The organism is Streptomyces sp. NPDC018045, assembly GCF_044327445.1.
Taxonomy (GTDB): Bacteria; Actinomycetota; Actinomycetes; order Streptomycetales; family Streptomycetaceae; genus Streptomyces.
This window is the reverse complement of record NZ_JBIRFL010000017.1, coordinates 69,928-94,305: the sequence shown is the minus strand read 5'-3', so window position 1 is coordinate 94,305 and position 24,378 is coordinate 69,928. Positions and strand designations below refer to the sequence as shown.

The 24,378-nt window shown below is 70.8% G+C and carries 21 protein-coding genes and 1 tRNA gene; 21 read left to right on the top strand and 1 reads right to left on the bottom strand.

From position 1 onward, the window contains the following. Positions 1-391 precede the first annotated feature (391 nt). Positions 392-1,540: a tyrosine-type recombinase/integrase gene (locus ACH4EB_RS28315; RefSeq protein WP_398350696.1), complete on the top strand. Its 1,149-nt coding sequence runs from the start codon at positions 392-394 to the stop codon at positions 1,538-1,540. A 293-nt stretch (positions 1,541-1,833) separates the two neighbouring features. On the opposite strand, the gene ACH4EB_RS28310 is transcribed toward ACH4EB_RS28315, so the two are convergent. Next, positions 1,834-1,905: transfer RNA gene (locus ACH4EB_RS28310), tRNA-Arg, on the bottom strand. Between the two features lie 189 nt (positions 1,906-2,094). Here ACH4EB_RS28310 and ACH4EB_RS28305 point away from each other — a divergent pair. From ACH4EB_RS28305 to ACH4EB_RS28210, 20 genes are all read left to right on the top strand, one after another. Further along, positions 2,095-2,589, top strand: a complete 495-nt coding sequence (locus tag ACH4EB_RS28305) for a response regulator (RefSeq protein WP_398350694.1) — start codon at positions 2,095-2,097, stop codon at positions 2,587-2,589. Between the two features lie 128 nt (positions 2,590-2,717). Next, a complete protein-coding gene (gene nrtL, locus ACH4EB_RS28300; protein ID WP_398350693.1) occupies positions 2,718-3,839 on the top strand; it encodes an ArgS-related anticodon-binding protein NrtL in 1,122 nt (373 codons plus the stop codon). A gap of 97 nt (positions 3,840-3,936) precedes the next feature. Further along, on the top strand, positions 3,937-5,328 hold the full coding sequence (gene lysA, locus ACH4EB_RS28295) for a diaminopimelate decarboxylase (RefSeq protein ID WP_398350692.1): 1,392 nt from the start codon (positions 3,937-3,939) through the stop codon (positions 5,326-5,328). A 475-nt stretch (positions 5,329-5,803) separates the two neighbouring features. Beyond that, the gene (locus tag ACH4EB_RS28290; protein WP_398350691.1) at positions 5,804-7,132 is read left to right on the top strand and encodes a homoserine dehydrogenase; all 1,329 of its coding nucleotides are present in this window, start codon (positions 5,804-5,806) and stop codon (positions 7,130-7,132) included. An 8-nt stretch (positions 7,133-7,140) separates the two neighbouring features. Further along, complete coding sequence (thrC, locus tag ACH4EB_RS28285) at positions 7,141-8,217, top strand: threonine synthase (protein ID WP_398350690.1); 1,077 nt, start codon at positions 7,141-7,143, stop codon at positions 8,215-8,217. Between the two features lie 426 nt (positions 8,218-8,643). Continuing rightward, the gene (gene thrB, locus ACH4EB_RS28280; RefSeq protein WP_398350689.1) at positions 8,644-9,561 is read left to right on the top strand and encodes a homoserine kinase; all 918 of its coding nucleotides are present in this window, start codon (positions 8,644-8,646) and stop codon (positions 9,559-9,561) included. Between the two features lie 361 nt (positions 9,562-9,922). Then, positions 9,923-11,968, top strand: coding sequence for a transcription termination factor Rho (rho, locus tag ACH4EB_RS28275; protein WP_398350688.1), 2,046 nt, complete (start codon positions 9,923-9,925; stop codon positions 11,966-11,968). Between the two features lie 375 nt (positions 11,969-12,343). Next, entirely contained in the window at positions 12,344-13,468 is a 1,125-nt protein-coding gene (locus ACH4EB_RS28270; RefSeq protein ID WP_398350686.1) for an LCP family protein, read from the top strand. Positions 13,469-13,641: 173 nt separating this feature from the next. Next, complete coding sequence (rpmE, locus tag ACH4EB_RS28265; protein ID WP_003981327.1) at positions 13,642-13,866, top strand: 50S ribosomal protein L31; 225 nt, start codon at positions 13,642-13,644, stop codon at positions 13,864-13,866. A gap of 158 nt (positions 13,867-14,024) precedes the next feature. After that, positions 14,025-15,104: a peptide chain release factor 1 gene (gene prfA / locus ACH4EB_RS28260; RefSeq protein ID WP_398350685.1), complete on the top strand. Its 1,080-nt coding sequence runs from the start codon at positions 14,025-14,027 to the stop codon at positions 15,102-15,104. An 89-nt stretch (positions 15,105-15,193) separates the two neighbouring features. Beyond that, complete coding sequence (prmC, locus tag ACH4EB_RS28255; RefSeq protein WP_030017734.1) at positions 15,194-16,033, top strand: peptide chain release factor N(5)-glutamine methyltransferase; 840 nt, start codon at positions 15,194-15,196, stop codon at positions 16,031-16,033. A gap of 53 nt (positions 16,034-16,086) precedes the next feature. Continuing rightward, entirely contained in the window at positions 16,087-16,734 is a 648-nt protein-coding gene (locus ACH4EB_RS28250) for an L-threonylcarbamoyladenylate synthase (protein WP_030017733.1), read from the top strand. Then, positions 16,731-17,393 (top strand): protein-tyrosine-phosphatase, encoded by a 663-nt coding sequence (locus ACH4EB_RS28245; RefSeq protein ID WP_398350683.1) that lies wholly within the window; start codon positions 16,731-16,733, stop codon positions 17,391-17,393. Before ACH4EB_RS28250 ends, ACH4EB_RS28245 begins: the two co-directional genes overlap by 4 nt. A gap of 614 nt (positions 17,394-18,007) precedes the next feature. Then, a complete protein-coding gene (gene glyA, locus ACH4EB_RS28240; protein WP_398350681.1) occupies positions 18,008-19,345 on the top strand; it encodes a serine hydroxymethyltransferase in 1,338 nt (445 codons plus the stop codon). Between the two features lie 99 nt (positions 19,346-19,444). Further along, positions 19,445-20,803, top strand: a complete 1,359-nt coding sequence (locus tag ACH4EB_RS28235; protein WP_398350680.1) for an MraY family glycosyltransferase — start codon at positions 19,445-19,447, stop codon at positions 20,801-20,803. Between the two features lie 290 nt (positions 20,804-21,093). Further along, the gene (locus ACH4EB_RS28230; protein WP_398350678.1) at positions 21,094-21,531 is read left to right on the top strand and encodes a hypothetical protein; all 438 of its coding nucleotides are present in this window, start codon (positions 21,094-21,096) and stop codon (positions 21,529-21,531) included. Between the two features lie 279 nt (positions 21,532-21,810). Then, positions 21,811-22,608 carry a F0F1 ATP synthase subunit A gene (gene atpB / locus ACH4EB_RS28225; protein ID WP_053696258.1) on the top strand — a complete coding sequence of 266 codons (798 nt, stop codon included), beginning with the start codon at positions 21,811-21,813 and terminating at the stop codon, positions 22,606-22,608. 81 nt (positions 22,609-22,689) lie between these two features. Next, positions 22,690-22,929: an ATP synthase F0 subunit C gene (gene atpE, locus ACH4EB_RS28220; RefSeq protein ID WP_003981314.1), complete on the top strand. Its 240-nt coding sequence runs from the start codon at positions 22,690-22,692 to the stop codon at positions 22,927-22,929. Between the two features lie 62 nt (positions 22,930-22,991). After that, positions 22,992-23,540: a F0F1 ATP synthase subunit B gene (locus ACH4EB_RS28215; protein ID WP_398350751.1), complete on the top strand. Its 549-nt coding sequence runs from the start codon at positions 22,992-22,994 to the stop codon at positions 23,538-23,540. Further along, a complete protein-coding gene (locus ACH4EB_RS28210) occupies positions 23,537-24,352 on the top strand; it encodes a F0F1 ATP synthase subunit delta (RefSeq protein WP_398350676.1) in 816 nt (271 codons plus the stop codon). Before ACH4EB_RS28215 ends, ACH4EB_RS28210 begins: the two co-directional genes overlap by 4 nt. Positions 24,353-24,378 lie beyond the last annotated feature (26 nt).

Below are 24,378 nucleotides of genomic sequence, written 5' to 3'. Positions count from 1 at the left end.
ACTTATTGCGCAGCTGAAGCCTTCTTCCCGACCACCCTGTCAATCAACTGCAGTCGACTTACACCCGTCGGAGCCCACCTTGTTCCGTACGCACTCTGCCCGCCGGATCGGGAAGACAGGATCACGATCTACAGCATCTGCTACATGAGGAGCGTGCATGAACCATTTCGGGCACCGTCATCCAGACGCTGGACATCTCGGCGGCGCTGCTGGCCGGTGTCGTGCGCCAGCGCGGAGAACTACGCACGGCGAGAGCGCGGGATCGGCCGGGCAGCTGGCGGAGCAGTTCGGTTCGGAGTTGGTACGGGCCTTGCGGACAGGGTTGGCTTCCGGCCCCGAGGCAGTCCTCGGGCCCCGGATGCCATCCGATGTCAGCTGGTACGCGTTCGCCGTGGATTATGCACAGGCCCGCTGGATCGGCCGCTCCGCGCATACCCGGCGGGAAACGAGCGAGGCACTGGCTGCGATCACCCGGGCGATGCTGTATCCGGTGCCGCGGCGACCGAACGAGACTCTGCTGCACCGCTCCCTGCAGAGTTGGGCGTTCACCGAGCGAGGACCGCAGGCAGAAGAGATCCCGGCCACCGCCCGCCAGGTGCTCGACTGGGTGGCACGCGCATCGCGTCCACTGGTAGACCTTCATGACCCCACCTTGGTCCGTGCCGTGTTGGATTCGTTGCGCCGCAAGCGCGACGGCACCGCCGCCGCGGTGGAGACCTGGCGACGCAAGCGCAAGGTTTTCTCCAGCGTGCTGCACTACGCCATCGAGCGTGGCGAGCTGACCAGTCACCCGCTCAAGCAGATCCGCTGGAGCATCCCTCGGCAGGTCAAAGCAGTGGACCCGCGCGTGGTCATCAACCCACTACAGGCCCGCAACCTCCTTAGCGCGGTCTCCTATGTCGGTAGCTATCACCGCGCCAAGGGCCGACGTCTGGTCGGCTTCTTCGCCGGCATGTATTACGCCGGACTGCGTCCGGAGGAGGCGGCAGCCGTAGCGGTAACCGACTGCACGTTGCCCACCACCGGCTGGGGACGCTTGGTCGTCAACCGCGCGCTGCCGCAGGTGGGCAAGAGGTGGACCGACAGCGGTCGTCGGCACGACGACCGCGGGCTGAAGAACCGTCCGCCCGGCGACACCCGGGTAGTGCCGCTGCCGCCGCACCTGGTGGCGATCTGGCGTGAGGGCATCGGCACCTTCGGCGTCGCCGAGGACGGCCGACTGTTCTTCAACGAACGCGGCGGCATCGTCGGCTCCACCACCTACTACCGCGTCTGGGAAGAAGCCCGCACTCTCGCCCTGCCGCCGCAGTGGATTCCTACCCCGCTCGCCGCCCGCCCGTACGACCTACGCCATTCGGCACTGTCCACTTGGCTGTGCTCCGGTGCTGACCCCGCGGAAGTCGCCCAGCGCGCGGGCAACAGCGTCGAGGTTCTCCTCACTCGCTATGCCAAGTGTCTCTACGACCGGCAGTCCATCACCAACAACCGGATCGAGCACCTGCTGACCGCGTACGACTCACCCGTCCAGGACGAGAGATAGTCACGCTTTCCGCCAGGGGAACGTCCCGCGAATCCGTTCTCAATTTGCCGCTTGGCACGGCATCACACCAGGTCGGGCCGAGCAGACGCGGCAAGCCTTCCTTAGCGGCCAGCGACCTTTGTCGAGCAACGACGACAGCCCCACAGACCCCTGACCAGCGATGAAGGGGACTGGGGCAGCCGCTGCCCTCTCCGGGGCTGCGAAAGTGCAACGGTCAAAGAACCGTGTGTCTTTTGGCATGCACGCAAAAGGCCCTGACCCGCATTTCTGCTGGTCAGGGCCTGACACCGAAGTGCCCCCGGCAGGATTCGAACCTGCGCACACGGCTCCGGAGGCCGTTGCTCTATCCCCTGAGCTACGGGGGCGTGTCGGCTGCTCTCGCGGCGACGGGTAGAACACTACCAGCTCTGATGGGGTGTTCATGAACGGGTTGGGGGAGGGCGGCGTATCGCATGGGGGAGTGGGGGTGTGGGTGGTCGGGGAAAGGTCCCTCGCACGGGGCGGAAGTGGGGAAAACCCGGACGCAGCCGGAGACGCGCGCCTAGTCTCAAGGTGTGCCTGGCTTGTCCGGCCGGGTCCTTGTGGTCGACGACAACAAGGTCATCCGGCAGTTGATCAGGGTCAACCTTGAGCTTGAGGGCTTCGAGGTCGTGACCGCGGCTGATGGTGCCGAGTGTCTGGACATCGTGCACCGGGTCGCTCCAGATGTGGTGACGCTCGACGTGGTGATGCCCCGGCTCGACGGGCTGCAGACCGCGGCTCGGCTGCGGGCCGATCCGCGGACGCGGGGGATTCCGCTCGCCGTCGTCTCCGCCTGTACGCCGGCGGAGGTGGAGAGCGGGCAGGCGGTGGGGGTGGACGCGTTCCTGGCGAAGCCGTTCGAGCCCATGGATCTCGTGCGTACGGTGCGGCGGCTGATGAGCCGCGGCGGGGATCCGGGCGGCGAAGGGGCGGCCGATACGGACGCCGATGCCGACGCCGACGCGGGTGTCGACGCGGGTGTCGACGCGGAGGGGGATTCGGAGCCCGCCGTCCGCCCTGCCTGGTGAGGAGTGGGCTGGTCTCGGACGCCCTACGGGGTGCGGGGTCGCCTGGTCGCGGAGGGTGAGGGGCTGCCGGTGTCCAGTGGGTGAAACCTGGTGGCGGTGGGGTGCTCCGCCTCCCATACGCTGGGGGTGTGACCCCCGCTGAGCTCTCCCGCGCCGTCCTGCGTTCCGTGCGTGGCGCCGTCGCGGACGGGGAACTCTCCGTGACCGTTCCGGAGCGGGTCGTGGTCCGTGCGCCGACGCCGGGCGAAGGCGGGGGCGGAGGGGGCGAGGCCGACCTCGCGTGCACCGTCGCGTTGCAGGTCGCCAAGGAGGCCGGGCGACCGCCGCGTGAGGTGGCGGAGCCGCTGCGCCGACGGCTGGCGGGGTTGCCCGGGATCGCCGCTGTCGAGATCGCCGGGGCCGGTTTCTTGAATGTGACGTTGACGGGTACCGCCCGCGCCGAGCTCGTACGGGATGTGCTGGCGCAGGGGCGGGAGTACGGGTGCGCCGGGGAGCCGGGGACGGCGGGGCAGGGGCGCGGGGGCGCCTCGGTGGCGCTCCGGGCTGCGGCCGGGGTGCGGGCCGCGGTCGTGGTGGAGGCGTTGGAGCGGATTCTGCCCGCGGGGGGGATGGGCGGAGCGGCTGGAACGGGGGATGAAGGGGCGGCCCGGGGCGAGGCGATTCGTCCTCGCGGGGTGGAGATGCGTTTCGGGCAGGGCGCACCGCAGCCGGCGGGGCCGAGCCCGAGAGGTGAGCACCCCGGTGACGTCGCCGCGCACGAGTGGCGCGTCCTGACCGCCCGCCTGGGCGCCGACGAAGCTCGCTGGGTGCTGCTCAGGGCCGCTCAGCAGGATGCCGTACGGCTTCCCGAGCGGCCTGTGCAGCGGGAGAGCAACGGGCGGTTCCGGGTGCAGTACGCGTATGCGCGAACGTGTGCGATGACGCGGAACGCCCGGGAGCTGGGATTCACGGCCGAACCGGGGGACACGGGGGACGGGCGTGCGGCGCGGGAGGTCTGGGCTGCGGTCGCCGAGTACCCCGGGGTGGTCGAGGCCGCCGCGCGGCATCGGGCGCCCGACCGGGTCGCGCGGCATCTGGAAGTGACCGCCGATGCCTGGCTGCGCTGTCATGACGGGTGTCCGCCGCTGCCGGTCGGTGAGGAGAAACCCTCGGCCGTGCACCGTGCCCGGCTGGCACTCGCCGAAGCCGCCGGAACGGTGCTCGCCAACGGCCTGCACCTGCTCGGCATCTCCACGCCCGAACGTCTGTGAGCGCGACCGTCCGCGCTCGCCCGAACGTCTGTGATCCATCCGGCGGCGCCGTACGCGCGGCGACGTCGTACCCGTACTTGAGGGGAACCTCCACGCCATGAGCCGTTCCGCACACCCCGCAGGCCCCCGTCACGGTGACGTGCTGCCCGAGGGGCACTACACCGCTCCGCCCGCCGACCTGAACAGTCTCGACCCGCGGGTGTGGTCCCGTACGGTCCGCCGGAACGAGGACGGGGTGGTCACCGTCGGCGGGGTCGATGTCGCCGCGCTCGCCGAGGAGTTCGGGACGCCCGCGTACTTCCTGGACGAGGACGACTTCCGGGGCCGGTGCCGGGCCTGGAAGGACGCGTTCGGGGAGGGCGCGGATGTTTTCTACGCCGGGAAGGCTTTCCTTTCGCGTGCCGTGGTGCGGTGGCTGGCGGAGGAAGGCATGAACCTCGACGTGTGCAGCGGGGGCGAGCTGGCCACCGCGCTCGCGGCGGGGATGCCGGCCGAGCGGATCGCGCTGCACGGGAACAACAAGAGCGCCGACGAGATCACCCGGGCCGTGGAGGCCGGGGTCGGGCGGATCGTGCTCGACTCCTTCCAGGAGATCGTGCGGGTGGCGCACATCGCGGACCGGCTGGGCAAGCGGCAGCGGGTGCAGATCCGGGTGACGGTGGGCGTGGAGGCCCATACGCACGAGTTCATCGCCACCGCGCACGAGGACCAGAAGTTCGGGTTCTCGCTGGCCGGGGGGCAGGCCGCCGAGGCCGTACGGCGGGTGCTGAAGCTGGACGGCCTGGAGCTGACCGGAATCCACTCGCACATCGGCTCGCAGATCTTCGACATGGCCGGATTCGAGGTGTCGGCGCGGCGCGTGGTGCAGTTGCTGACGGAGGTACGGGACGAGCACGGTGTCGAGCTGCCGGAGATCGATCTGGGGGGCGGGCTCGGTATCGCGTACACCTCGGACGACGACCCGCGGGAGCCCCACGAGATCGCCGCGGCGCTCGGGGACATCGTGACGCGGGAGTGCGCGGCGGCCGGGCTCGCCGTGCCGCGGCTCTCCGTCGAGCCGGGCCGCGCCATCGTCGGGCCGACCGCCTTCACCCTGTACGAGGTCGGCACCGTCAAGGAGCTGGACGGGCTGCGGACGTACGTCTCCGTCGACGGCGGCATGTCGGACAACATCCGTACGGCGCTGTACGACGCCGAGTACAGCGTGGCGCTGGTCTCGCGCGCCTCGGACGCCCCGCCGATGCTCTCGCGGGTGGTCGGCAAGCACTGCGAGAGCGGCGACATCGTCGTACGGGACGCGTTCCTGCCCGCCGATGTGGCCCCCGGTGACCTGCTCGCCGTGCCCGCGACCGGCGCGTACTGCCGGTCGATGGCGAACAACTACAACCACGCGCTGCGGCCGCCGGTGGTGGCGGTCCGTGCGGGCGAGGGGCGGGTCATCGTCCGGCGGGAGACGGAGGAGGACCTGCTGCGTCTCGACGTCGGATGACGACGGGCGCGGCGGCGGGGCGGGCCCGGCCCCGCCCCGCCCGGGCGCCGCAAGCGGAAGGCCGGTCCGGCCGCCGGATGGCAGCATGGAACCTTTCTGCACGTCGCAAGCGGAGGGCCGGTCCGGCAGCGGGCGGCAGCAAGATCGGCCCGTACGCCGGGAGCGGAGCATCGCCCCGTACGCCGGGAGCGTGGAACCGGCCCGGCGGTCGCAGGCGGAGCACCGGATCGGGCGTCGGGCGGCCGCGGAGAACCGGCCCGTACGCCGGCCGCGGAGCACCGGCAGGTCCGCCGGCACCGTGAACCCCGCCCGTCCGCCGCAAGCGGAGCACCGGTCCGGGCGGCCGGTGGCAGGTGCGCCCGTCGGGTGACCGACAATGGTGGAACAGATGTCTCGGCATCCGGACCGGGGCCGGAATTCCCGGGCCGGTGCGTGAGACTGGTGCAGACCGAGCAGGGAAAGCGAAAGAGGTCGAATGATGCGTACGCGTCCGCTGAAGGTGGCGCTGCTGGGCTGTGGAGTGGTCGGCTCAGAGGTGGCGCGCATCATGACGACGCACGCCGACGACCTCGCGGCACGCATCGGCGCGCCCGTCGAGCTGGCCGGGATCGCGGTGCGGCGGCCGGACCGGGTGCGCGCGGGGGTACCGGCCGAGCTGGTCACCACCGATGCGAAAGAGCTGGTCAAACGCGGTGACATCGACGTGGTCGTCGAGGTGATCGGCGGCATCGAGCCCGCGCGGAGCCTCATCACCACCGCGTTCGAGCACGGCGCCAGCGTCGTTTCGGCCAACAAGGCGCTCGTCGCCGCGGACGGTGCCGCGCTGCACGCCGCCGCCGAGGCCAACGGTGCCGACCTGTACTACGAGGCCGCCGTGGCCGGCGCGATCCCGCTGGTCCGGCCGCTGCGTGAGTCGCTGGCCGGCGACAAGGTCAACCGGGTGCTGGGCATCGTCAACGGAACGACGAACTTCATCCTGGACAAGATGGACAGCACCGGCGCCGGGTACTCCGAGGCGCTGGACGAGGCCACGGCGCTCGGATACGCGGAGGCCGACCCGACCGCCGACGTCGAGGGCTTCGACGCCGCCGCCAAGGCCGCCATCCTGGCCGGTATCGCCTTCCACACCCGGGTGACCATCGACGACGTGCACCGCGAGGGACTGACCGAGGTCACCGCCTCCGACATCGCCTCCGCCAAGCGCATGGGGTGCACGGTCAAGCTGCTCGCGATCTGCGAGCGGGCCGCCGACGGTGCCTCGGTGACGGCCCGCGTGCATCCGGCGATGATTCCGCTGACGCATCCGCTGGCCTCCGTGCGCGAGGCGTACAACGCGGTCTTCGTCGAGGCCGAGGCCGCCGGCCAGCTCATGTTCTACGGCCCCGGCGCGGGCGGCTCGCCGACCGCCTCCGCGGTCCTCGGCGACCTCGTGGCGGTCTGCCGCAACAAGCTCGCCGAGACCACCGGGCCGGGCGAGTCCGCGTACACGCGACTGCCGGTCGGCCCCATGGGTGACGTGGTCACCCGCTATCACATCAGCCTGGACGTGGCCGACAAGCCCGGTGTCCTCGCCCAGGTCGCCACGGTCTTCGCCGAGCACGGCGTGTCCATCGACACGGTCCGCCAGCAGAGCAAGGACGGGGGTGCCGCCCGCTCCGGTGAGACCGCGAACGGGGGAGAGGCGTCCCTCGTCGTCGTCACGCACCGGGCGGCGGACGCCGCCCTGTCGTCGACCGTCGGCGCGCTGCGCGACCTGGACACCGTCCGGGGCGTCGCCAGCATCATGCGGGTCGAAGGGGAGTAAAGGAACCCATGTCTGCCATTTCCACCGCGAGCCGTCAGTGGCGCGGAATCATCGAGGAGTACCGGGACCGGCTGCCGGTCGGCGCGTCGACCGAGGTCGTCACGCTCCGTGAGGGCGGTACGCCGCTGGTGCCCGCCCAGGTGCTCTCCGAGCGCACGGGCTGTGAGGTGCATCTCAAGGTAGAGGGCGCCAACCCCACCGGATCCTTCAAGGACCGCGGGATGACCATGGCCATCACCCGGGCCAAGGAGGAGGGTGCCAAGGCGGTCATCTGCGCCTCGACCGGCAACACCTCCGCCTCGGCCGCCGCGTACGCCGTACGGGCCGGGATGGTCTGTGCCGTCCTCGTCCCGCAGGGCAAGATCGCGCTGGGCAAGATGGGCCAGGCGCTGGTGCACGGTGCCAAGATCCTCCAGGTCGACGGGAATTTCGACGACTGTCTGACGCTGGCCCGTGGCCTGTCCGAGAGGTACCCCGTCGCACTTGTGAACTCCGTCAACCCGGTACGGATCGAGGGCCAGAAGACCGCTGCCTTCGAGATCGTCGACATGCTGGGCGACGCGCCGGACATCCATGTGCTGCCGGTCGGCAACGCGGGCAACATCACCGCGTACTGGAAGGGGTACCAGGAGTACGCCGCCGACGGCATCGCCTCGCGCGCCCCGCGCATGTGGGGCTTCCAGGCGTCCGGCAGTGCGCCGATCGTACGTGGCGAAGTCGTCAAGGATCCGCACACGATCGCGACGGCCATCCGTATCGGCAACCCCGCCTCCTGGGAGTTTGCCGAGCGCGCCCGGGACGAGTCCGGCGGCGCCATCGACGAGGTGACGGACCGTCAGATCCTGGCCGCCTACCGGCTGCTGGCCTCCCAGGAGGGCGTCTTCGTGGAGCCCGCCTCGGCCGCCTCGGTGGCCGGCCTGCTCAAGGCGGCCGACGAGGGCAAGGTCGACCCGGGCCAGCGCATCGTCTGCACGGTCACCGGCAACGGCCTCAAGGACCCGGACTGGGCCGTCGCGGGCGCCCCGCAGCCGGTCACGGTCCCGGTCGACGCGGACGCCGCGGCCGAGCGCCTCGGCCTGGCGTAAGGCGCCTCTCCGCAAGCGCGACGCACCCGGCCGTCCCCGCGGCCGGGTGCCCGCCCCGGACGTGCGGCAGCGCGCGCGGGAACCGGACGGGCGGCGGGGCGCGGGAACCGGACGGGCGGCGGGGCGCGAAAAAGGGTTACGGAGCCCGCAGGAACCCCGTAACCTCGGATGGAGCAAACCCTGCAAAGGCTGCAAAGGCGGCTGGCTGCCGCGGGCGGCGCGCGACACGCATCGTGCGCCTCCTGTGCGCCCTATGTCGCCACAGAACCTTCCTTCGATAGGCTGGCAGCCAACTCCCCTCCCCACGGCATGTCGCAGTGGTGTGCAGGGCAGGTCAGAACGGCCCCCACGAGCCGGCCGGGCACCCAGGTGCCGCGGCGCTCCGGGGCAGTGCCGCAGCATCACATCAAGGAGAGTCATCGAGCGATGGCCGGTCCAGCGTTCCGCGCCGCCGCCGTCCGGGTGCGCACCCCCGCGACCAGCGCCAATCTCGGCCCCGGCTTCGACGCCCTCGGGCTGTCCCTGGGCCTGTACGACGACGTCGTGGTGCGGGTGGCCGATTCCGGCCTGCACGTCGACATCGCGGGCGAGGGCGCCGAGACCCTGCCGCGCGACGAGAGCCACCTGCTCGTACGGTCCCTGCGCGCCGCCTTCGACCTGCTCGGCGGGCAGCCGCGCGGCCTGGAGATCGTGTGCGCCAACCGCATCCCGCACGGACGCGGCCTGGGCTCCTCCTCCGCCGCGATCTGCGCCGGCATCGTCGCCGCCCGCGCGGTGACCATAGGGGCCGAACAGAAACTGGACGACACGGCGCTGCTCGAACTGGCCACCGAGATCGAGGGGCACCCGGACAACGTCGCCGCCTGTCTGCTCGGCGGCTTCACCCTGGCCTGGACCGATACCGGAGCCGCGCGGGCGATCAGGATGGATCCCGCCGATTCCATCGTTCCGGTGGTCTTCGTGCCGGGCAAGCCGGTGCTCACCGAGACCGCGCGGGGCCTGCTGCCGCGGACCGTCCCGCATGTGGACGCCGCGGCCAACGCCGGCCGCGCCGCACTGCTCGTCGAGGCCCTGACCAGGCGCCCCGAGCTGCTGCTGGCCGCGACCGAGGACCGACTTCACCAGGAGTACCGTGCTCCCGCGATGCCCGAGAGCGTGGCCCTGGTGAACCGACTGCGGGCGGACGGCGTCCCCGCGGTCGTCTCCGGCGCGGGCCCCACGGTCCTCGCGCTGGTCCAGGAGGACGCGGCCGACAAGGTCGCCGGCCTCGCGGGCGAGGGGTGGGCGGCCAACCGGCTGGCCCTCGACGCGGCGGGCACCTCGGTGCTGCCGCTCGCCGGGTGATCGACGATTGCCGGTCTTCGAGAGGGGGAATGTTTGTTGGATCCGGTAGTGTTAACCTCAAGTGAGTACGTGACGCCTCTGCGGCGCGGTACTCCGTGTCCCCCATCGGGACCACCTTTCTTCCGGGAGCCTCCCAAACTGCTTGGAGCAGTTGCCTGAGCAGAAGCGAGCACGCTCCGGAATCGGCGTGACGGACATGAGTCACAGACATCTCTTCGCGCCGGAACCATGAACTGATCTCTCCGCCATTTCCGGCGGGACCACCGCCCCGGCCAGGTCCGCAAGTACGGGACCGCAGCCGGACAGCACAACCGGTCGCCGAGCCAGACAGGCCGACGCCCGCTCCAGGGAAGGACCCTTCGTGAGCGACACCACCGATCTGATGGGCGTACGCACCGATGGCAGTGCCACCGCGCCCGCCACGGACGCTCCCGCCGCGCCTGCGCGGCGCCGCCGTTCCGGCACCGGCCTGGACGGCATGGTCCTGGCAGAGCTGCAGCAGGTCGCCTCCAGCCTCGGTATCAAGGGCACCGCGCGGATGCGCAAGAGCCAACTGATCGAGGTCATCAAGGAGAAGCAGGCCGCCGGCTCCGGTTCCGGCGCCGCGGCCAAGAACGACGCGCCCGCAGAGGCCGAGACCAAGCCGAAGCGCCGGGCGACCTCCAAGGCCCGTACGGGTGAGGACGGCGACGCCAAGGCCACGGGCAAGGCGGACGGCAAGGCCGCCGCCGACAAGGGCGCGGGTCAGCAGCAGATCGACATCCCGGGCCAGCCGAGCGACGAGCAGCCGGCCGGCGAGCGCCGCCGGCGCCGCGCCACCGCCGCCGCGGGCAGCCCCGACAGCGCCGGTGAGGCGAAGGCCGAGGGCAAGACCGAGGCGAAGGCCGACACCCGTACGGCAGTGCGCGAGGACGCCAGGGCCGAGGCCGCGGCGGACAACGCCGAGGGCCGCCAGGGCAAGGGCGAGCGCCAGGACCGCGGGGACCGTCAGGACCGCGGCCAGAAGGGCGACCGCCAGAACCGCGGCGAGCGGGGCGAGCGCGGCCAGCGCGACCGCCGCAGCAAGAACAACGACGGTGACGGCGGCAACCAGCAGGGCGGCAACCGCCAGCGCGACAACCGCGACAATCGCCGGGCCGACGAGGACGGCGACGACTTCGAGGGCGGGCGCCGCGGGCGCCGCGGCCGGTACCGGGACCGCCGTGGCCGCCGTGGCCGCGACGAGGGCTTCGGCAACGAGCCGCAGGTGTCCGAGGACGACGTGCTGATCCCCGTCGCGGGCATCCTCGACATCCTCGACAACTACGCGTTCATCCGGACCTCCGGCTACCTGCCCGGCCCGAACGACGTGTACGTCTCGCTCGCCCAGGTCCGCAAGAACGGTCTGCGCAAGGGTGACCACGTCACCGGCGCGGTCCGCCAGCCCCGCGAGGGCGAGCGCCGCGAGAAGTTCAACGCGCTGGTGCGCCTGGACACCGTCAACAGCGTCTCGCCCGAACAGGGCCGCGGCCGCCCGGAGTTCGGCAAGCTGACGCCCCTTTACCCGCAGGAGCGGCTGCGCCTGGAAGGTGAGCCCGGCGCGCTGACGCCGCGCATCATCGACCTGGTCGCGCCGATCGGCAAGGGCCAGCGCGGTCTGATCGTGGCGCCGCCGAAGACCGGCAAGACCATGATCATGCAGGCGATCGCCAACTCGATCACCCGCAACAGCCCCGAGTGCCACCTGATGGTCGTCCTGGTCGACGAGCGTCCGGAAGAGGTCACCGACATGCAGCGGTCGGTCAAGGGCGAGGTCATCTCCTCGACCTTCGACCGCCCGGCGGAGGACCACACCACCGTCGCCGAGCTGGCCATCGAGCGCGCCAAGCGGCTGGTGGAGCTGGGCCACGACGTGGTCGTCCTGCTGGACTCCATCACCCGTCTGGGCCGTGCGTACAACCTCGCCGCCCCGGCGTCGGGCCGCATCCTGTCCGGTGGTGTCGACTCGACCGCGCTGTACCCGCCGAAGAAGTTCTTCGGTGCCGCGCGCAACATCGAGGACGGCGGCTCGCTGACCATCCTGGCCACCGCGCTGGTCGAGACCGGCTCGCGGATGGACGAGGTGATCTTCGAGGAGTTCAAGGGCACCGGCAACATGGAGCTCAAGCTCGACCGGAAGCTCTCGGACAAGCGCATCTTCCCGGCGGTGGACGTGGACGCGTCCAGCACCCGCAAGGAAGAGATCCTGATGGGCAGCGACGAGCTGGCCGTCGTCTGGAAGCTGCGCCGGGTGCTGCACGCCCTGGACCAGCAGCAGGCCATCGAGCTGCTGCTGGACAAGATGAAGCAGACGAAGTCCAACGCGGAGTTCCTGCTCCAGATCCAGAAGACGACCCCCGGCATGGGCAACGGCAACGGCAACGACTGACGCCGCTCTCCCGCGAACGGCCCACCGGCACCCGTACGGGCGCCGGGCCCGGCCGTAGCCGTACGGCACAGCCCTCCTGGTCACTTCGGTGGCCGGGAGGGCTTCGTGCTGTCCGCGGAAACCCGCGCATTGTTGCCTTGCGCACACGCGTACCGTCCACGGAGGCCCTCACTCCGCTTTCCGGCCCCGGGCGAAAGCCCTGGTCACCGGCCAAAAGTCGACTTTTGGCCGGAGCCGCGGCGGGTCCGGTTCTAAGAATGGCTCTCAACCCCGTTGTGCAACCCTTCCGGTCAGCCCCCCGTCTTTCAAGGAGCAACAAACCGTGGCTGAACGGTTCGGCGAGGGGCAGCCGAGAGAACGAGGACTGAGGAGCAGATGGCGGACGACAGCAGGGCCGCGAACGCGGCCAAGAGCCGTTCCCGCGGCATACGTGCCACGGGCCGCCGGCGCAAGGGCCCGACCCGGCGCCGCCGCGCCCTGACGATCACCGTGTGCGCGCTGGTGAGCTGCGTACTGCTCGGTGGCGCCGGACTCGGCTACGTCTACTTCAAGCTCAACGGCAACCTGAAGGGCGTCGACATCAACGCCGCCCTGGGCAAGAACCGGCCCAAGGACAACGACGACGGGTCGATGGACATCCTCGTCATGGGCTCCGACTCCCGGGCGGGCAAGAACGGCGAGTACGGCACCGACGAGGGCGGCGCCCGTTCGGACACCGCGATGATCGTGCACGTCTACAAGGGCCACCAGAAGGCCAGCGTCGTCAGCATCCCGCGCGACACCATGGTCGAGCGCCCGGACTGCACCAAGGACGGCAAGAACGTACCGGGCCGGCGCAAGGCGATGTTCAACACCGCCTTCGAGGCCGGCGGGCCGGCCTGCGCGGTCAAGACCGTCGAGGCGATGAGCGGCATCCGCATGGACCACTTCGTCGAGGTCGACTTCACCGGCTTCAAGAAGCTCATCGACGCCCTCGGTGGCGTGGACATCACCACCACCAAGCCCATCCACGACAACAAGAGCCACCTGAACCTGGAGCCCGGCAAGCACACCCTCAACGGTGAGGACGCCCTCGGCCTCGTACGGACCCGGCACGGCGTGCCCGGCGGCGACGGCAGCGACCTGGGCCGCATCCAGCTCCAGCAGACGTTCATCAAGGCACTGATGAAGCAGGTCAAGAGCATCGGGCTGCTGTCGAACCCGACGAAGCTCTACGGCATCGCCGACACCGCCACCAAGGCCGTCACCACCGACACCGACCTGAACTCGGTCAACGCGCTGATGGGCTTCGCCAAGGAGCTGGGCGGCATCGGGTCGGAGAACATCGACATGGTGACGCTGCCGGTCACGTACGATCCGAAGAATACTTCCCGCGTGCTGCCGCTCGGCAAGCAGTCCGGACAGGTCTGGGACGCGCTGCGCCAGGACCGGGACATCCCCAAGGAAGCGATCAAGGATTCCGAAGGTGACAAGGGCGGCACCGGCAGCTACGTCAAGTAGCCGAACCGTTCCTCCAGCCCGTCTCCCGGCGCCGCGGAACCCCGGGGAATAGATCCCGGAGCACCCCGGTTTTGGGAGATGAGGCCAGTCCTGGCAGACTGGACCGTCGGCCCCGGTTCACGTGACGCAATCCGCGGAACGACCCGGAGCCCTCCCGAACCTAGGAGAATCCCTTGAAGCGCGACATCCACCCGGAGTACGTCGAGACCCAGGTCAGCTGCACCTGTGGCGCGTCGTTCACCACCCGTAGCACCGTGGCCGGCGGCACCATCCGTGCCGACATCTGCTCCGAGTGCCACCCGTTCTACACGGGCAAGCAGAAGATCCTCGACACCGGTGGCCGCGTGGCCCGCTTCGAGGCCCGCTTCGGCAAGGCCGCCGGCTCCGCCAAGAAGTAGCGACCAGCAAGGCGCCGGTTCCGTCCCGCCCCGCGAAGGGGCGGCGGACCGGCGTTTTGTCGTCCAGGCCACGGACCCCGCCGGAGGTCCCGGGGCCCGCGGCCCCCGCCGCACACTGCCGGCAACCGGGAAACACAGCCAGGTGAGGAACCCCCACGATGTTCGAGGCGGTCGAGGAACTGATCGGCGAGCACGCCGACCTTGAGAAGCGACTGGCCGACCCCGCGGTCCACGCCGACCAGCGCGAGGCCAAGCGGCTCAACAAGCGCTATTTCGAACTGACCCCGATCATCGCGGCGTACCGCGCCTGGAAGCAGACCGGCGACGACATCGGCACGGCCCGTGAACTGGCCGCCGACGACCCGGACTTCGCCGACGAGGTCAAGGACCTCGAAGCGCGCCGCGAGGAGCTGACCGAGAAACTGCGGCTGCTGCTCGTCCCGCGCGATCCCAGCGACGACAAGGACGTCATCCTGGAGGTCAAGGCGGGCGAGGGCGGCGAGGAGTCCGCGCTGTTCGCCGGCGACCTGCTGCGCATGTACCTGCGCTACGCCGAGCGCGTCGGCTGGAAGACCGAGATCCTCGACGCCAACGAGTCCGACCTCGGCGGCTACAAGGACGTCCAGGTCGCCGTGAAGACCAAGGGCGGCAACGGCGCCACCGAGCCCGGCCAGGGCGTGTGGGCCCGCCTGAAGTACGAGGGCGGCGTGCACCGCGTCCAGCGGGTGCCCGCCACCGAGTCCCAGGGCCGTATCCACACCTCCGCGGCCGGTGTGCTCGTCACGCCCGAGGCCGAGGAGGTCGAGGTCGAGATCGGCCCGAACGACCTGCGCATCGACGTCTACCGCTCGTCGGGCCCCGGCGGCCAGTCGGTCAACACCACCGACTCCGCCGTGCGCATCACCCACCTGCCCACCGGCATCGTCGTCTCCTGCCAGAACGAGAAGAGCCAGCTCCAGAACAAGGAGCAGGCCCTGCGCATCCTGCGCTCGCGGCTGCTGGCCGCCGCCCAGGAGGAGGCCGAGAAGGAGGCGTCGGACGCCCGGCGCAGCCAGGTCCGCACCGTCGACCGCTCCGAGCGCATCCGGACGTACAACTTCCCGGAGAACCGCATCTCGGACCACCGCGTCGGCTTCAAGGCGTACAACCTGGACCAGGTGCTCGACGGTGAGCTCGACCCGGTCATCCAGGCGTGCGTGGACGCCGACTCGGCCGCCAAACTGGCAGCCGCCCAGTAAGCCCGTAGAAGAGCCGGAGGAACAGCGTGCCGTCGCCTTCCGGGGGTCACGACCCCCAGCGGCCCCGCCGCGGGCCCAACCCCCGCACCGTGCTGCTCGCCGAGGTGGCCCAGGCCACCCAGCGGCTGGCCGACGCCGGCGTACCCTCACCGCGCTTCGACGCGGAGGAGCTCGCCGCGCATGTGCACGGCGTCAAACGCGGTGAACTGCACCGCGTCCCCGACGCGGACTTCGACGCCCGGTACTGGGAGGCCGTCGCCCGCCGCGAGGCCCGTGAGCCGCTCCAGCACATCACCGGGCGGGCCTTCTTCCGCTACCTGGAGCTGCACGTCGGCCCCGGCGTCTTCGTGCCCCGCCCGGAGACCGAGTCGGTCGTCGGCTGGGCGATAGACGCCGTACGGGCCATGGACGTCGTCGAGCCGCTCATCGTGGACCTGTGCACGGGCTCCGGAGCCATCGCGCTCGCCCTCGCGCAGGAAGTGCCGCGCTCGCGCGTGCACGCCGTGGAGCTGTCCGACGAGGCCATGCAGTGGGCCCGCAAGAACGTCGAGGGGTCCCGCGTCGTTCTCCAGCAGGGCGACGCGCTGACCGCGCTTCCCGAGCTGGACGGCCAGGTCGACCTGGTCATCTCCAACCCGCCGTACATCCCGCTGACCGAGTGGGAGTACGTCGCACCCGAGGCACGCGACCACGACCCCGAGCTCGCGCTGTTCTCGGGCCAGGACGGCCTGGACACGATCCGCGGCATCGAGCGGACCGCGCACCGCCTGCTGCGGCCCGGCGGCGTCGTGGTCATCGAGCACGCCGACACCCAGGGCGGCCAGGTTCCGTGGATCTTCACAGAGGAACGGGGCTGGGCCGACGCGGCCGACCACCCCGACCTGAACAACCGGCCCCGTTTCGCCACCGCACGCAGGGCGACGCCATGACGAGCCCGGCCCCCACGAGTCATCTGTACGTTCCGCACGAGGAGGTCCGTTAAATGGCACGGCGTTACGACTGCAGCGACGCGACCGACCGCGCGACCGGTCTGCGCGAGGCCGCATCGGCCGTCCGTCGCGGCGAGCTGGTCGTGCTGCCGACCGACACCGTCTACGGCATCGGCGCGGACGCGTTCAGCGCCGAGGCCGTCGGCGACCTGCTGGAGGCCAAGGGGCGCGGGCGCGGGATGCCCTCCCCGGTGCTCGTCGGCTCCCCGAACACCCTCCACGGGCTCGTCACGGACTTCTCCGAGCAGGCCTGGGAGCTGGTCGACGCCTTCTGGCCCGGCGCGCTGACCCTGGTCGCCACCCACCAGCCGTCGCTGACCTGGGACCTGGGGGAGACCCGCGGCACGGTCGCGGTCCGCATGCCACTGCACCCGGTCGCCATCGAGCTGCTGACCGAGTTCGGGCCGATGGCCGTCTCCAGCGCCAACCTCACCGGGCACCCGTCGCCGCAGGACTGCGACGCGGCCCAGGAGATGCTCGGCGACTCCGTCTCCGTCTACCTGGACGGCGGCCCCACCCCCGCCGCCGTACCGTCCTCGATCGTGGACGTCACCGGGCCGACGCCGCTGCTGCTGCGCGAGGGCGCGATCAGCGCGGAGGAGCTGCGCAAGGTGGCCCCCGGTCTTGAGGTGGCGAATTGATTGCGCCCCTCGGGCGTGGCATAGCGGGACCCGGCGAGGACAACTACCGCACGTTCCGCATCCTCCACGTCAGCACCGGCAACGTCTGCCGCTCGCCCATCACCGAGCGGCTGCACCGGCACGCCCTCGACCTGCGGCTGGGCGCGGACCGCGGCGGCCTGGTGGTGGAGAGCGCCGGCACCTGGGGCCACGAAGGCGCGCCCATGGAGACCCACGCCGCCACGGTTCTGGCCGACTACGGAGCGGATCCCGCCGACTTCACCGGCCGTGAGCTGCTGGACGAGCACGTCATCCGGGCCGACCTCGTCCTGACCGCCACCCGCGACCACCGTGCCCAGGTCATCTCCATGGGCCACTCGGCGGGACTGCGCACCTTCACGCTGAAGGAGTTCAACCGGCTGGTCCGGGCCATAGACCCGGCGACGCTGCCCGAGCCCGACCCGGCGCTGCCCGGCGGCGGACTGGTCGAGCGCGCCCGCGCCCTGGTCGGCGCCGCCGCGGCGCTGCGCGGCTGGCTGCTGGCGCCGAACCCGGAGGCGGACGAGGTCTACGACCCGTACGGCGCGCCCATCACGTTCTTCCGCTCCATCGGCGACGAGATCAACGAGGCGCTGGACCCCGTCGTGACCGCGCTGACGGGGGTTCCGGCCCGCGCCTGACCCGACTGGGCGGCGGGCCCGCGAAAGCCGCTCTGGCGGGCCGCGGAGGCCCGTCGTGCCGTCGGCCCGGGAGCTTCGGCCCCGCCACCCCTGGGTAAGCCCCCACCGGGGGGACGATCACGTTCGATTCGCCCCGTAGGCGCGCGGGTGCCGTGGGCCCTGCCCGGCCCGAGTGCCGGCTTGGCCCGAGCCCCGGCCTCGTCCGGGTGCCGGCCCGAGCCGTGGCCCCGGCCAGGCCCGAGCCCCAGCTCCGGCCCGCCCGCCTCGTGCCCTGTCCCGCAGATCCCGGCCCGAGCTCTGCTCCGCCCCGGCCCCACCCCGAACCCTGCGTCGGCCCCCCGCCCCGAGCCCTGTCCCGCGCGGGCCCCGCCCCGAGCCTTGCCCCATCCGGGCTCTGCCCCGTCCGGGCTCTGCCCCGCCTCAGCCCCGCCCCACGCGGGACCGCCTGACCCGCGCCCCACCTCAACCCCCCACCCCCCTCGAAGCCACCCCGAACCGAGCCCCACCCCGGCCCCCGCCCCCGCATGCCCCCCGGGCGGCACCATCTGTCGCGCTCGAATGCGGCTTCGCGCCTACATTGGGACCACGTCCCCGTACGAGGCCTGGAGCTTGCCATGCCCGCCACCACCACGTCATCACGGAGCGACACCGCGGCTGCCCGGAAGGAGGCGGCCGGGCCGGCGGCGGGACAGGGCGGGTACCCGCCGCCCGTCTGGAGCCCCGACTTCGCCCGGCTGCTGGACCAGGACCCCGAGATCGCCGGGGTGCTGCTCGCCGAGGCGGCCCGGCAGGGCGACGGGCTGCAGCTCGTCGCCGCCGAGAACTTCGCCTCCCGGGCCGTACTGGCCGCCCTCGGCTCCCCGCTCGCCAACAAGTACGCCGAGGGGTACCCGGGCGCCCGGCACCACGGCGGGTGCGAGGTCGTGGACCTCGCCGAGCGGCTCGCGGTGGAACGTGCCAAAGCCCTGTTCGGCGCGGAGCACGCCAACGTCCAGCCGCACTCCGGTTCCTCGGCCGTGCTGGCCGCCTACGCCGCCCTGCTGCGCCCCGGCGACACCGTCCTGGCCATGGCGCTGCCGCACGGCGGCCACCTCACCCACGGTTCCCCGGCCAACTTCTCGGGCCGCTGGTTCGACTTCGCCGGGTACGGCGTCGACCCGCACACCGGCCTGCTGGACTACGACGAGGTGCGCGCGCTGGCCCGCCGCCATCGGCCCAAGGCCATCGTCTGCGGCTCCATCTGCTACCCGCGGCATATCGACTACGCCGCCTTCCGCGAGATCGCCGACGAGGTGGGCGCCTACCTGATCGCGGACGCCGCGCACCCGATCGGGCTGGTCGCCGCGGGCCTGGCGCCCAGCCCAGTTCCGTACGCGGACGTGGTGTGCGCGACCACCCACAAGGTGCTGCGCGGCCCCCGCGGCGGCATGATCCTGTGCGGGGCCGAGCTGGCCGAGCGCATCGACCGGGCGGTCTTCCCCTTCACCCAGGGCGGCGCCCAGATGAACGCGGTCGCCGCCAAGGCCGTCGCCTTCGGCGAGGCCGCCACCGACGCCTTCGCCGGCTACGCCCGGCAGGTCGTCGCCAACGCCCGGGCGCTGGCCGGGGCGCTGGCCGAGGAGGGCCTGCCGGTCACCACCGGCGGTACGGACACCCACCTGATCACCGCGGACCCGGCGCCGCTGGGTGCGGACGCCCGTACGGCCAGGGGGCGTTGCGCGGCGGCGGGCATCGTGCTGGACACCTGCGCCCTGCCGTGTGCCGAGGACCCGTCCGGGCGCCGCCCCGGGCTGCGGCTGGGGGCCGCCGCGCTGACCACCCAGGGCATGCGCGAGGAGGAGGCGGTGCGGGTCGGCGCGCTGATCGCGGCGGCCGTACGGGAGGACCCGCAGGCCCGCGCGGCGACCGCGGCATTGGTCCGGCGCTTTCCCCCATATCCCGATCCGCGCTGAGCCCGGGAACCATTCACGGGCCGGGGTTGTCTTCCCTTACGTTCACGGATAGGGGGCGGACACGCATATGGTGTGTGGCTGTGATGGCCAGCGATACCAATGGGGCAGCCCGTGCGTGAATACCTGCTGACGCTGTGCGTCACGGCCGCGGTCACTTACCTGCTGACCGGGCCGGTAAGGAAATTCGCCATCGCGGCCGGCGCGATGCCGGAGATCCGCGCGCGCGACGTGCACCGCGAACCCACCCCGCGCCTCGGCGGCATCGCCATGTTCGGCGGGCTGTGCGCGGGCCTGCTGGTCGCGTCCCACCTCAGCAACCTCAAATCCGTCTTCGAGCATTCCAACGAGCCACGCGCGCTGCTGTCGGGCGCCGCGCTGATCTGGGTGCTGGGCGTGCTGGACGACAAGTGGGGCGTGGACGCGCTCGTCAAGCTCGGCGGGCAGATGATCGCCGCCGGTGTGATGGTCCTTCAGGGCCTGACGATCCTGTGGATCCCGGTGCCGGGCATCGGCACGGTCTCGCTCAGCCCCTGGCAGGGCACGCTCCTGACGGTGGCTCTGGTCGTCATCACCATCAACGCCGTCAACTTCGTGGACGGCCTGGACGGGTTGGCCTCCGGCATGGTGTGCATCGCCGCCGCGGCCTTCTTCATGTACGCGTACCGGATGTGGTTCGGGTACGGCATCGAGGCCGCCGCGCCCGCGACGCTGTTCTCGGTCGTCCTGATGGGCATGTGCCTGGGCTTCCTGCCGCACAACATGCACCCGGCGCGGATCTTCATGGGCGACTCGGGGTCGATGCTGATCGGGCTGGTCATGGCGGCCGGCGCGGTCTCGGTGACCGGCCAGGTCGACCCGGACCTGCTCAACCTGAAGGCGGGCAGCGTCCGCGAGGCCACCCACGCGATGGTCCCGGTCTACATCCCGCTGCTGCTGCCGCTGACGATCATCGCGGTGCCGGTCGCCGACCTGGTGCTGGCCATCGTGCGCCGTACGTGGAAGGGCCAGTCGCCGTTCGCCGCCGACCGCGGCCACCTGCACCACCGCCTGCTGGAGATCGGTCACTCGCACAGCCGAGCCGTCCTGATCATGTACTTCTGGTCCGCGCTGATCGCCTTCGGCGCCGTGGCGTACTCGGTGAACAACGCGAGCGTGTGGGTCGTGATGGGCATCGTGCTGCTGAGCGCGATCGGACTCGTCCTGCTGCTGCTGCCGCGGTTCACGCCGCGGGCGCCGCGCTGGATGGAGTGGATGGTGCCGCCGCGGTACCGGCGCAGTATGCAGGCCGCGGCCGTCGCGGCGGCCGCGACGGAGAGCGCGGCGGTCGACGAGGCCGGGAATCTGGACGGGGCTCCGGACCGGGAGCGGCAGCCGGTGCCGGCGGGTATCCACGGGGCCACGGCGATCGGTGACCGGTCGCGGTTCACGGACCGGCGTAAGGCCGGAAGCCCTCGCTGAGGCCGATTTCGCTCGTACGAGCGAGGCTCGAAAATGCCCCCAAATGGGTCACATAGCAGACAGAATGCCGCCGTGTCGCGCTCCAACGCGCGGATTACTGCTCACGTGTGACGGGTAGCACACCATGCAGGTAAAGACCTCATCAAATAGTTTGTGATACCGTTCACGAAACCCGGCGACAGAGCCGAAGGGCCGTAGTGCGACGGTCTTTCGGCCTCGGGTACTCCCTCAGGCCGGGGCTACGCTCGTCCTTGACGACACCACCCCCTTTTTCTTGCCGGAGCGCCGCCATGCAGTCCACTGACGCCCGCCTACTTGCCAATGTCTCCGTACCCTCGCTTGCCACCGGCGCCATCGGCGTCGTGATCAGTGCTGTGGTCGCGGGCGGGCAGGGGGCGGTCGGCGCGCTCATCGGAACGGTGCTGGTGTTGCTCCTGATGGGGTCGGGCCTGGTGATCCTCCAGCAGACCGCGAAGCGCCTCCCGGATCTGTTCCAGATGATGGGACTGCTGCTGTACGCGGTGCAGATCCTGGCGGTCGCGATCTTCATGATCGCCTTCAAGGACACCACGCTCTTCAACGTCAGGGCGTTCGCCTTCACCCTGCTCGCCACGGTCCTGGTGTGGATCGCCTTCCAGGCCCGCAGCTATATGAAGGCAAGGATTCTCTACGTGAATCCCGAATCCGCCGAGTCCAAGAAGGCGGAAACCACGGGGTCGCGGACGTGAGCCGTAGGGCCGGAATAAAAGCCCACCCGAGAGCCTGCTATCGTCCGGTGCCAACTGCGGCGCAGTCGGCGCAGGCGGCTGAGCTTCCAGGTTCCGAGTCAGGAAACCGGTGGCGCGTCCGGCCGATGCCTGTGACCCGATCCGGCCCCGCGCCGATCAGCCGCCCCCCAATCCGTAAGACCAGTCCAGTGCCGCACCGTGGCTCAAAGCCGCGCCGACACAACGAGGTTGCCGTACCCATGCGCCACGCTGAAGGAGCTCGCGGTGAGTGCTGAAACGATGCTCGCCCTCGACACGGAGTGCCACCTCTTCATCCCGGGGTGTGGCTTCGAGGCCCCGGGCCTTCATTCGTTCGTCTTCGAGCCCCTTTTCACCATCGGTGGCTACGAGTTCAACAAGCCGATGCTGCTGGCCCTGGTCAGCACGGTGATCATCGTGGCGTTCTTCTGGGCCGCCTTCGGCCGCGCCAAGGTGGTGCCCGGCAAGCTGCAGATGATCGGTGAGGCGGGTTACGACTTCGTGCGCCGCGGGCTCGTCTACGACGCGCTCGGCAAGAAGGAGGGCGAGAAGTTCGTCCCCTTCATGGTCGCGCTCTTCTTCTTCGTGTGGATCATGAACTTGTGGTCGATCATCCCGGTCGCCCAGTTCCCGGTGACGTCGGTCATCGCGTTCCCCATGGGTCTGGCCCTGGTGGTCTACATCACCTGGCTCGTGCTGACGTTCAAGAGGCAGGGCTTCGTCGGCGGTCTGAAGAACCTCACCGGCTACGACAAGTCGCTCGGCTGGGTCCTCCCGCTGATCATGTTCCTGGAACTGCTGCAGCACCTGATCATCCGGCCCTTCACGCACGCGGTCCGGCTGTTCGCGAACATGTTCGCGGGCCACATGCTCATCCTGATGTTCACGGTCGCTAGCTGGTACCTGCTGAACGGCATCGGCATCGCCTACGCGGGCGTCTCGTTCCTCATGACCATCGTGATGACGGCCTTCGAGCTGTTCATCCAGGCCATTCAGGCGTACATCTTCGTGCTCCTGGCCTGTAACTACATCCAGGGCGCGCTCGCCGAGCACCACTGAGCCCCCAGGTACCCCAGCAGTCCCCACCAGACGTCCGGTGGCCAACCCCCACCGGTCCATGAAAGAGAAGGAAGACACGGCATGTCCGCGACTCTCGAACTCGCCGCCGGCCTCAAGGGCAACGTCGCTTCGATCGGCTACGGCCTCGCCGCCATCGGCCCCGGCGTCGGCGTCGGCATCATCTTCGGTAACGGCACCCAGGCCCTGGCCCGTCAGCCCGAGGCGGCCGGCCTGATCCGTACCAACCAGATCATGGGCTTCGCCTTCTGCGAGGCGCTCGCCCTCATCGGCATCGTCATGGGCTACGCGTACCCGTCCTAATCACGGAACGCACCGACGACGCCACTTAGACGGAAGGCATTGATGTGAGCGCCCTGGTGAACATGGCGGCGGAGGTTCCTGAGAACCCCCTCGTCCCGCCGATTCCAGAGCTGGTCATCGGCCTGATCGCTTTCTTCATCGTCTTCGGCTTCCTCGCGAAGAAGCTCCTCCCGAACATCAACAAGGTTCTGGACGAGCGCCGCGCGAAGATCGAAGGCGGTATCGAGAAGGCGGAGGCCGCCCAGGCCGAAGCCCAGCAGGTCCTGGAGGACTACCGGTCCCAGCTCGCCGACGCGCGCCACGAGGCCGCCCGGCTGCGCCAGGAGGCGCAGGAGCAGGGAGCCACCCTGATCGCCGAGATGCGTGCCGAGGGTCAGCGGCAGCGCGAGGAGATCATCGCGGCCGGCCACGCGCAGATCGAGGCGGACCGCAAGCAGGCCGCACAGTCGCTGCGCCAGGACGTGGGCAAGCTCGCCACGGAGCTGGCGGGCAAGCTGGTCGGTGAGTCCCTGGAGGACCACGCCCGCCAGAGCCGGACCATCGACCGCTTCCTCGACGAGCTCGAGGCCAAGGCGGCGTCGGACCCGACGAAGGCAGAGGCCGGCCGATGAATGGAGCGAGCCGCGAGGCACTCGCCTCCGCACGCGAGCAGCTCGACGCGCTGACGGACAATACGACCGTCGACGCCACGAAGCTCGCCGAGGAGCTGGCTGCCGTCACCGCTCTGCTCGACCGCGAGGTGTCGCTGCGTCGGGTCCTCACCGACCCGGCGCAGGCCGGCGAGGCCAAGGCCGAGCTGGCCGGGCGCCTGCTCGGCGGCCAGGTCGGCGGCGAGGCCGTCGACCTGCTCTCCGGCATGGTCCGCTCCCGCTGGTCGCGCTCGCGCGACCTGGCGGACGCGACCGAGGAGCTGGCGTACGGCGCCGACCTCATCGCGGCGCAGCGGGCGGGCGCCCTCGACGACGTCGAGGACGAGCTGTTCCGGTTCGCCCGGATCGTCGCCTCGTCGCACGAGCTGCGCGCGGCACTGACCGACCGCGCCACGCAGGGCCCGGCCAAGGCCGAGCTGCTGCGCTCGCTGCTGGGCGGCCGGGCCAACCCGGTCACCGAGCGCATCGTGGTCCGGCTTGTCGCACAGCCGCGGGGCCGTAGCCTGGAAGCAGGGCTGGACGCCCTGTCCAAGCTGGCCGCGGCGCGCCGCGGCCGGATGGTCGCGGTCGTCACCTCCGCGGTTCCGCTCAGCGACACCCAGCGGCAGCGCCTCGGCGCGGCCCTGGCGTCGGTGTACGGACGGCAGGTCCACCTGAACCTCGACGTGGACCCCGAGGTCCTCGGCGGAGTCCAGGTCCGGATCGGCGACGAGGTCATCAATGGCAGCATCGCGGCGCGCCTCGAAGAGGCGTCCCGGCGGATGGCCGGCTGACCCACCCACCAACTCAAGAAGTAGTA

Excerpts from the sequence above, each read along its gene's own strand:
- lysA (WP_398350692.1), top strand. The coding sequence starts at position 3,937 with ATGAGCCGTTCCGCACACCCCGCAGGCCCCCGTCACGGTGACGTGCTG.
- ACH4EB_RS28290 (WP_398350691.1), top strand. The coding sequence starts at position 5,804 with ATGATGCGTACGCGTCCGCTGAAGGTGGCGCTGCTGGGCTGTGGAGTG.
- thrC (WP_398350690.1), top strand. The coding sequence starts at position 7,141 with ATGTCTGCCATTTCCACCGCGAGCCGTCAGTGGCGCGGAATCATCGAG.
- thrB (WP_398350689.1), top strand. The coding sequence starts at position 8,644 with ATGGCCGGTCCAGCGTTCCGCGCCGCCGCCGTCCGGGTGCGCACCCCC.
- ACH4EB_RS28270 (WP_398350686.1), top strand. The coding sequence starts at position 12,344 with ATGGCGGACGACAGCAGGGCCGCGAACGCGGCCAAGAGCCGTTCCCGC.
- prfA (WP_398350685.1), top strand. The coding sequence starts at position 14,025 with ATGTTCGAGGCGGTCGAGGAACTGATCGGCGAGCACGCCGACCTTGAG.
- ACH4EB_RS28250 (WP_030017733.1), top strand. The coding sequence starts at position 16,087 with ATGGCACGGCGTTACGACTGCAGCGACGCGACCGACCGCGCGACCGGT.
- glyA (WP_398350681.1), top strand. The coding sequence starts at position 18,008 with ATGCCCGCCACCACCACGTCATCACGGAGCGACACCGCGGCTGCCCGG.
- ACH4EB_RS28235 (WP_398350680.1), top strand. The coding sequence starts at position 19,445 with ATGGGGCAGCCCGTGCGTGAATACCTGCTGACGCTGTGCGTCACGGCC.
- ACH4EB_RS28230 (WP_398350678.1), top strand. The coding sequence starts at position 21,094 with ATGCAGTCCACTGACGCCCGCCTACTTGCCAATGTCTCCGTACCCTCG.
- atpB (WP_053696258.1), top strand. The coding sequence starts at position 21,811 with ATGCTCGCCCTCGACACGGAGTGCCACCTCTTCATCCCGGGGTGTGGC.
- atpE (WP_003981314.1), top strand. The coding sequence starts at position 22,690 with ATGTCCGCGACTCTCGAACTCGCCGCCGGCCTCAAGGGCAACGTCGCT.
- ACH4EB_RS28215 (WP_398350751.1), top strand. The coding sequence starts at position 22,992 with ATGGCGGCGGAGGTTCCTGAGAACCCCCTCGTCCCGCCGATTCCAGAG.
- ACH4EB_RS28210 (WP_398350676.1), top strand. The coding sequence starts at position 23,537 with ATGAATGGAGCGAGCCGCGAGGCACTCGCCTCCGCACGCGAGCAGCTC.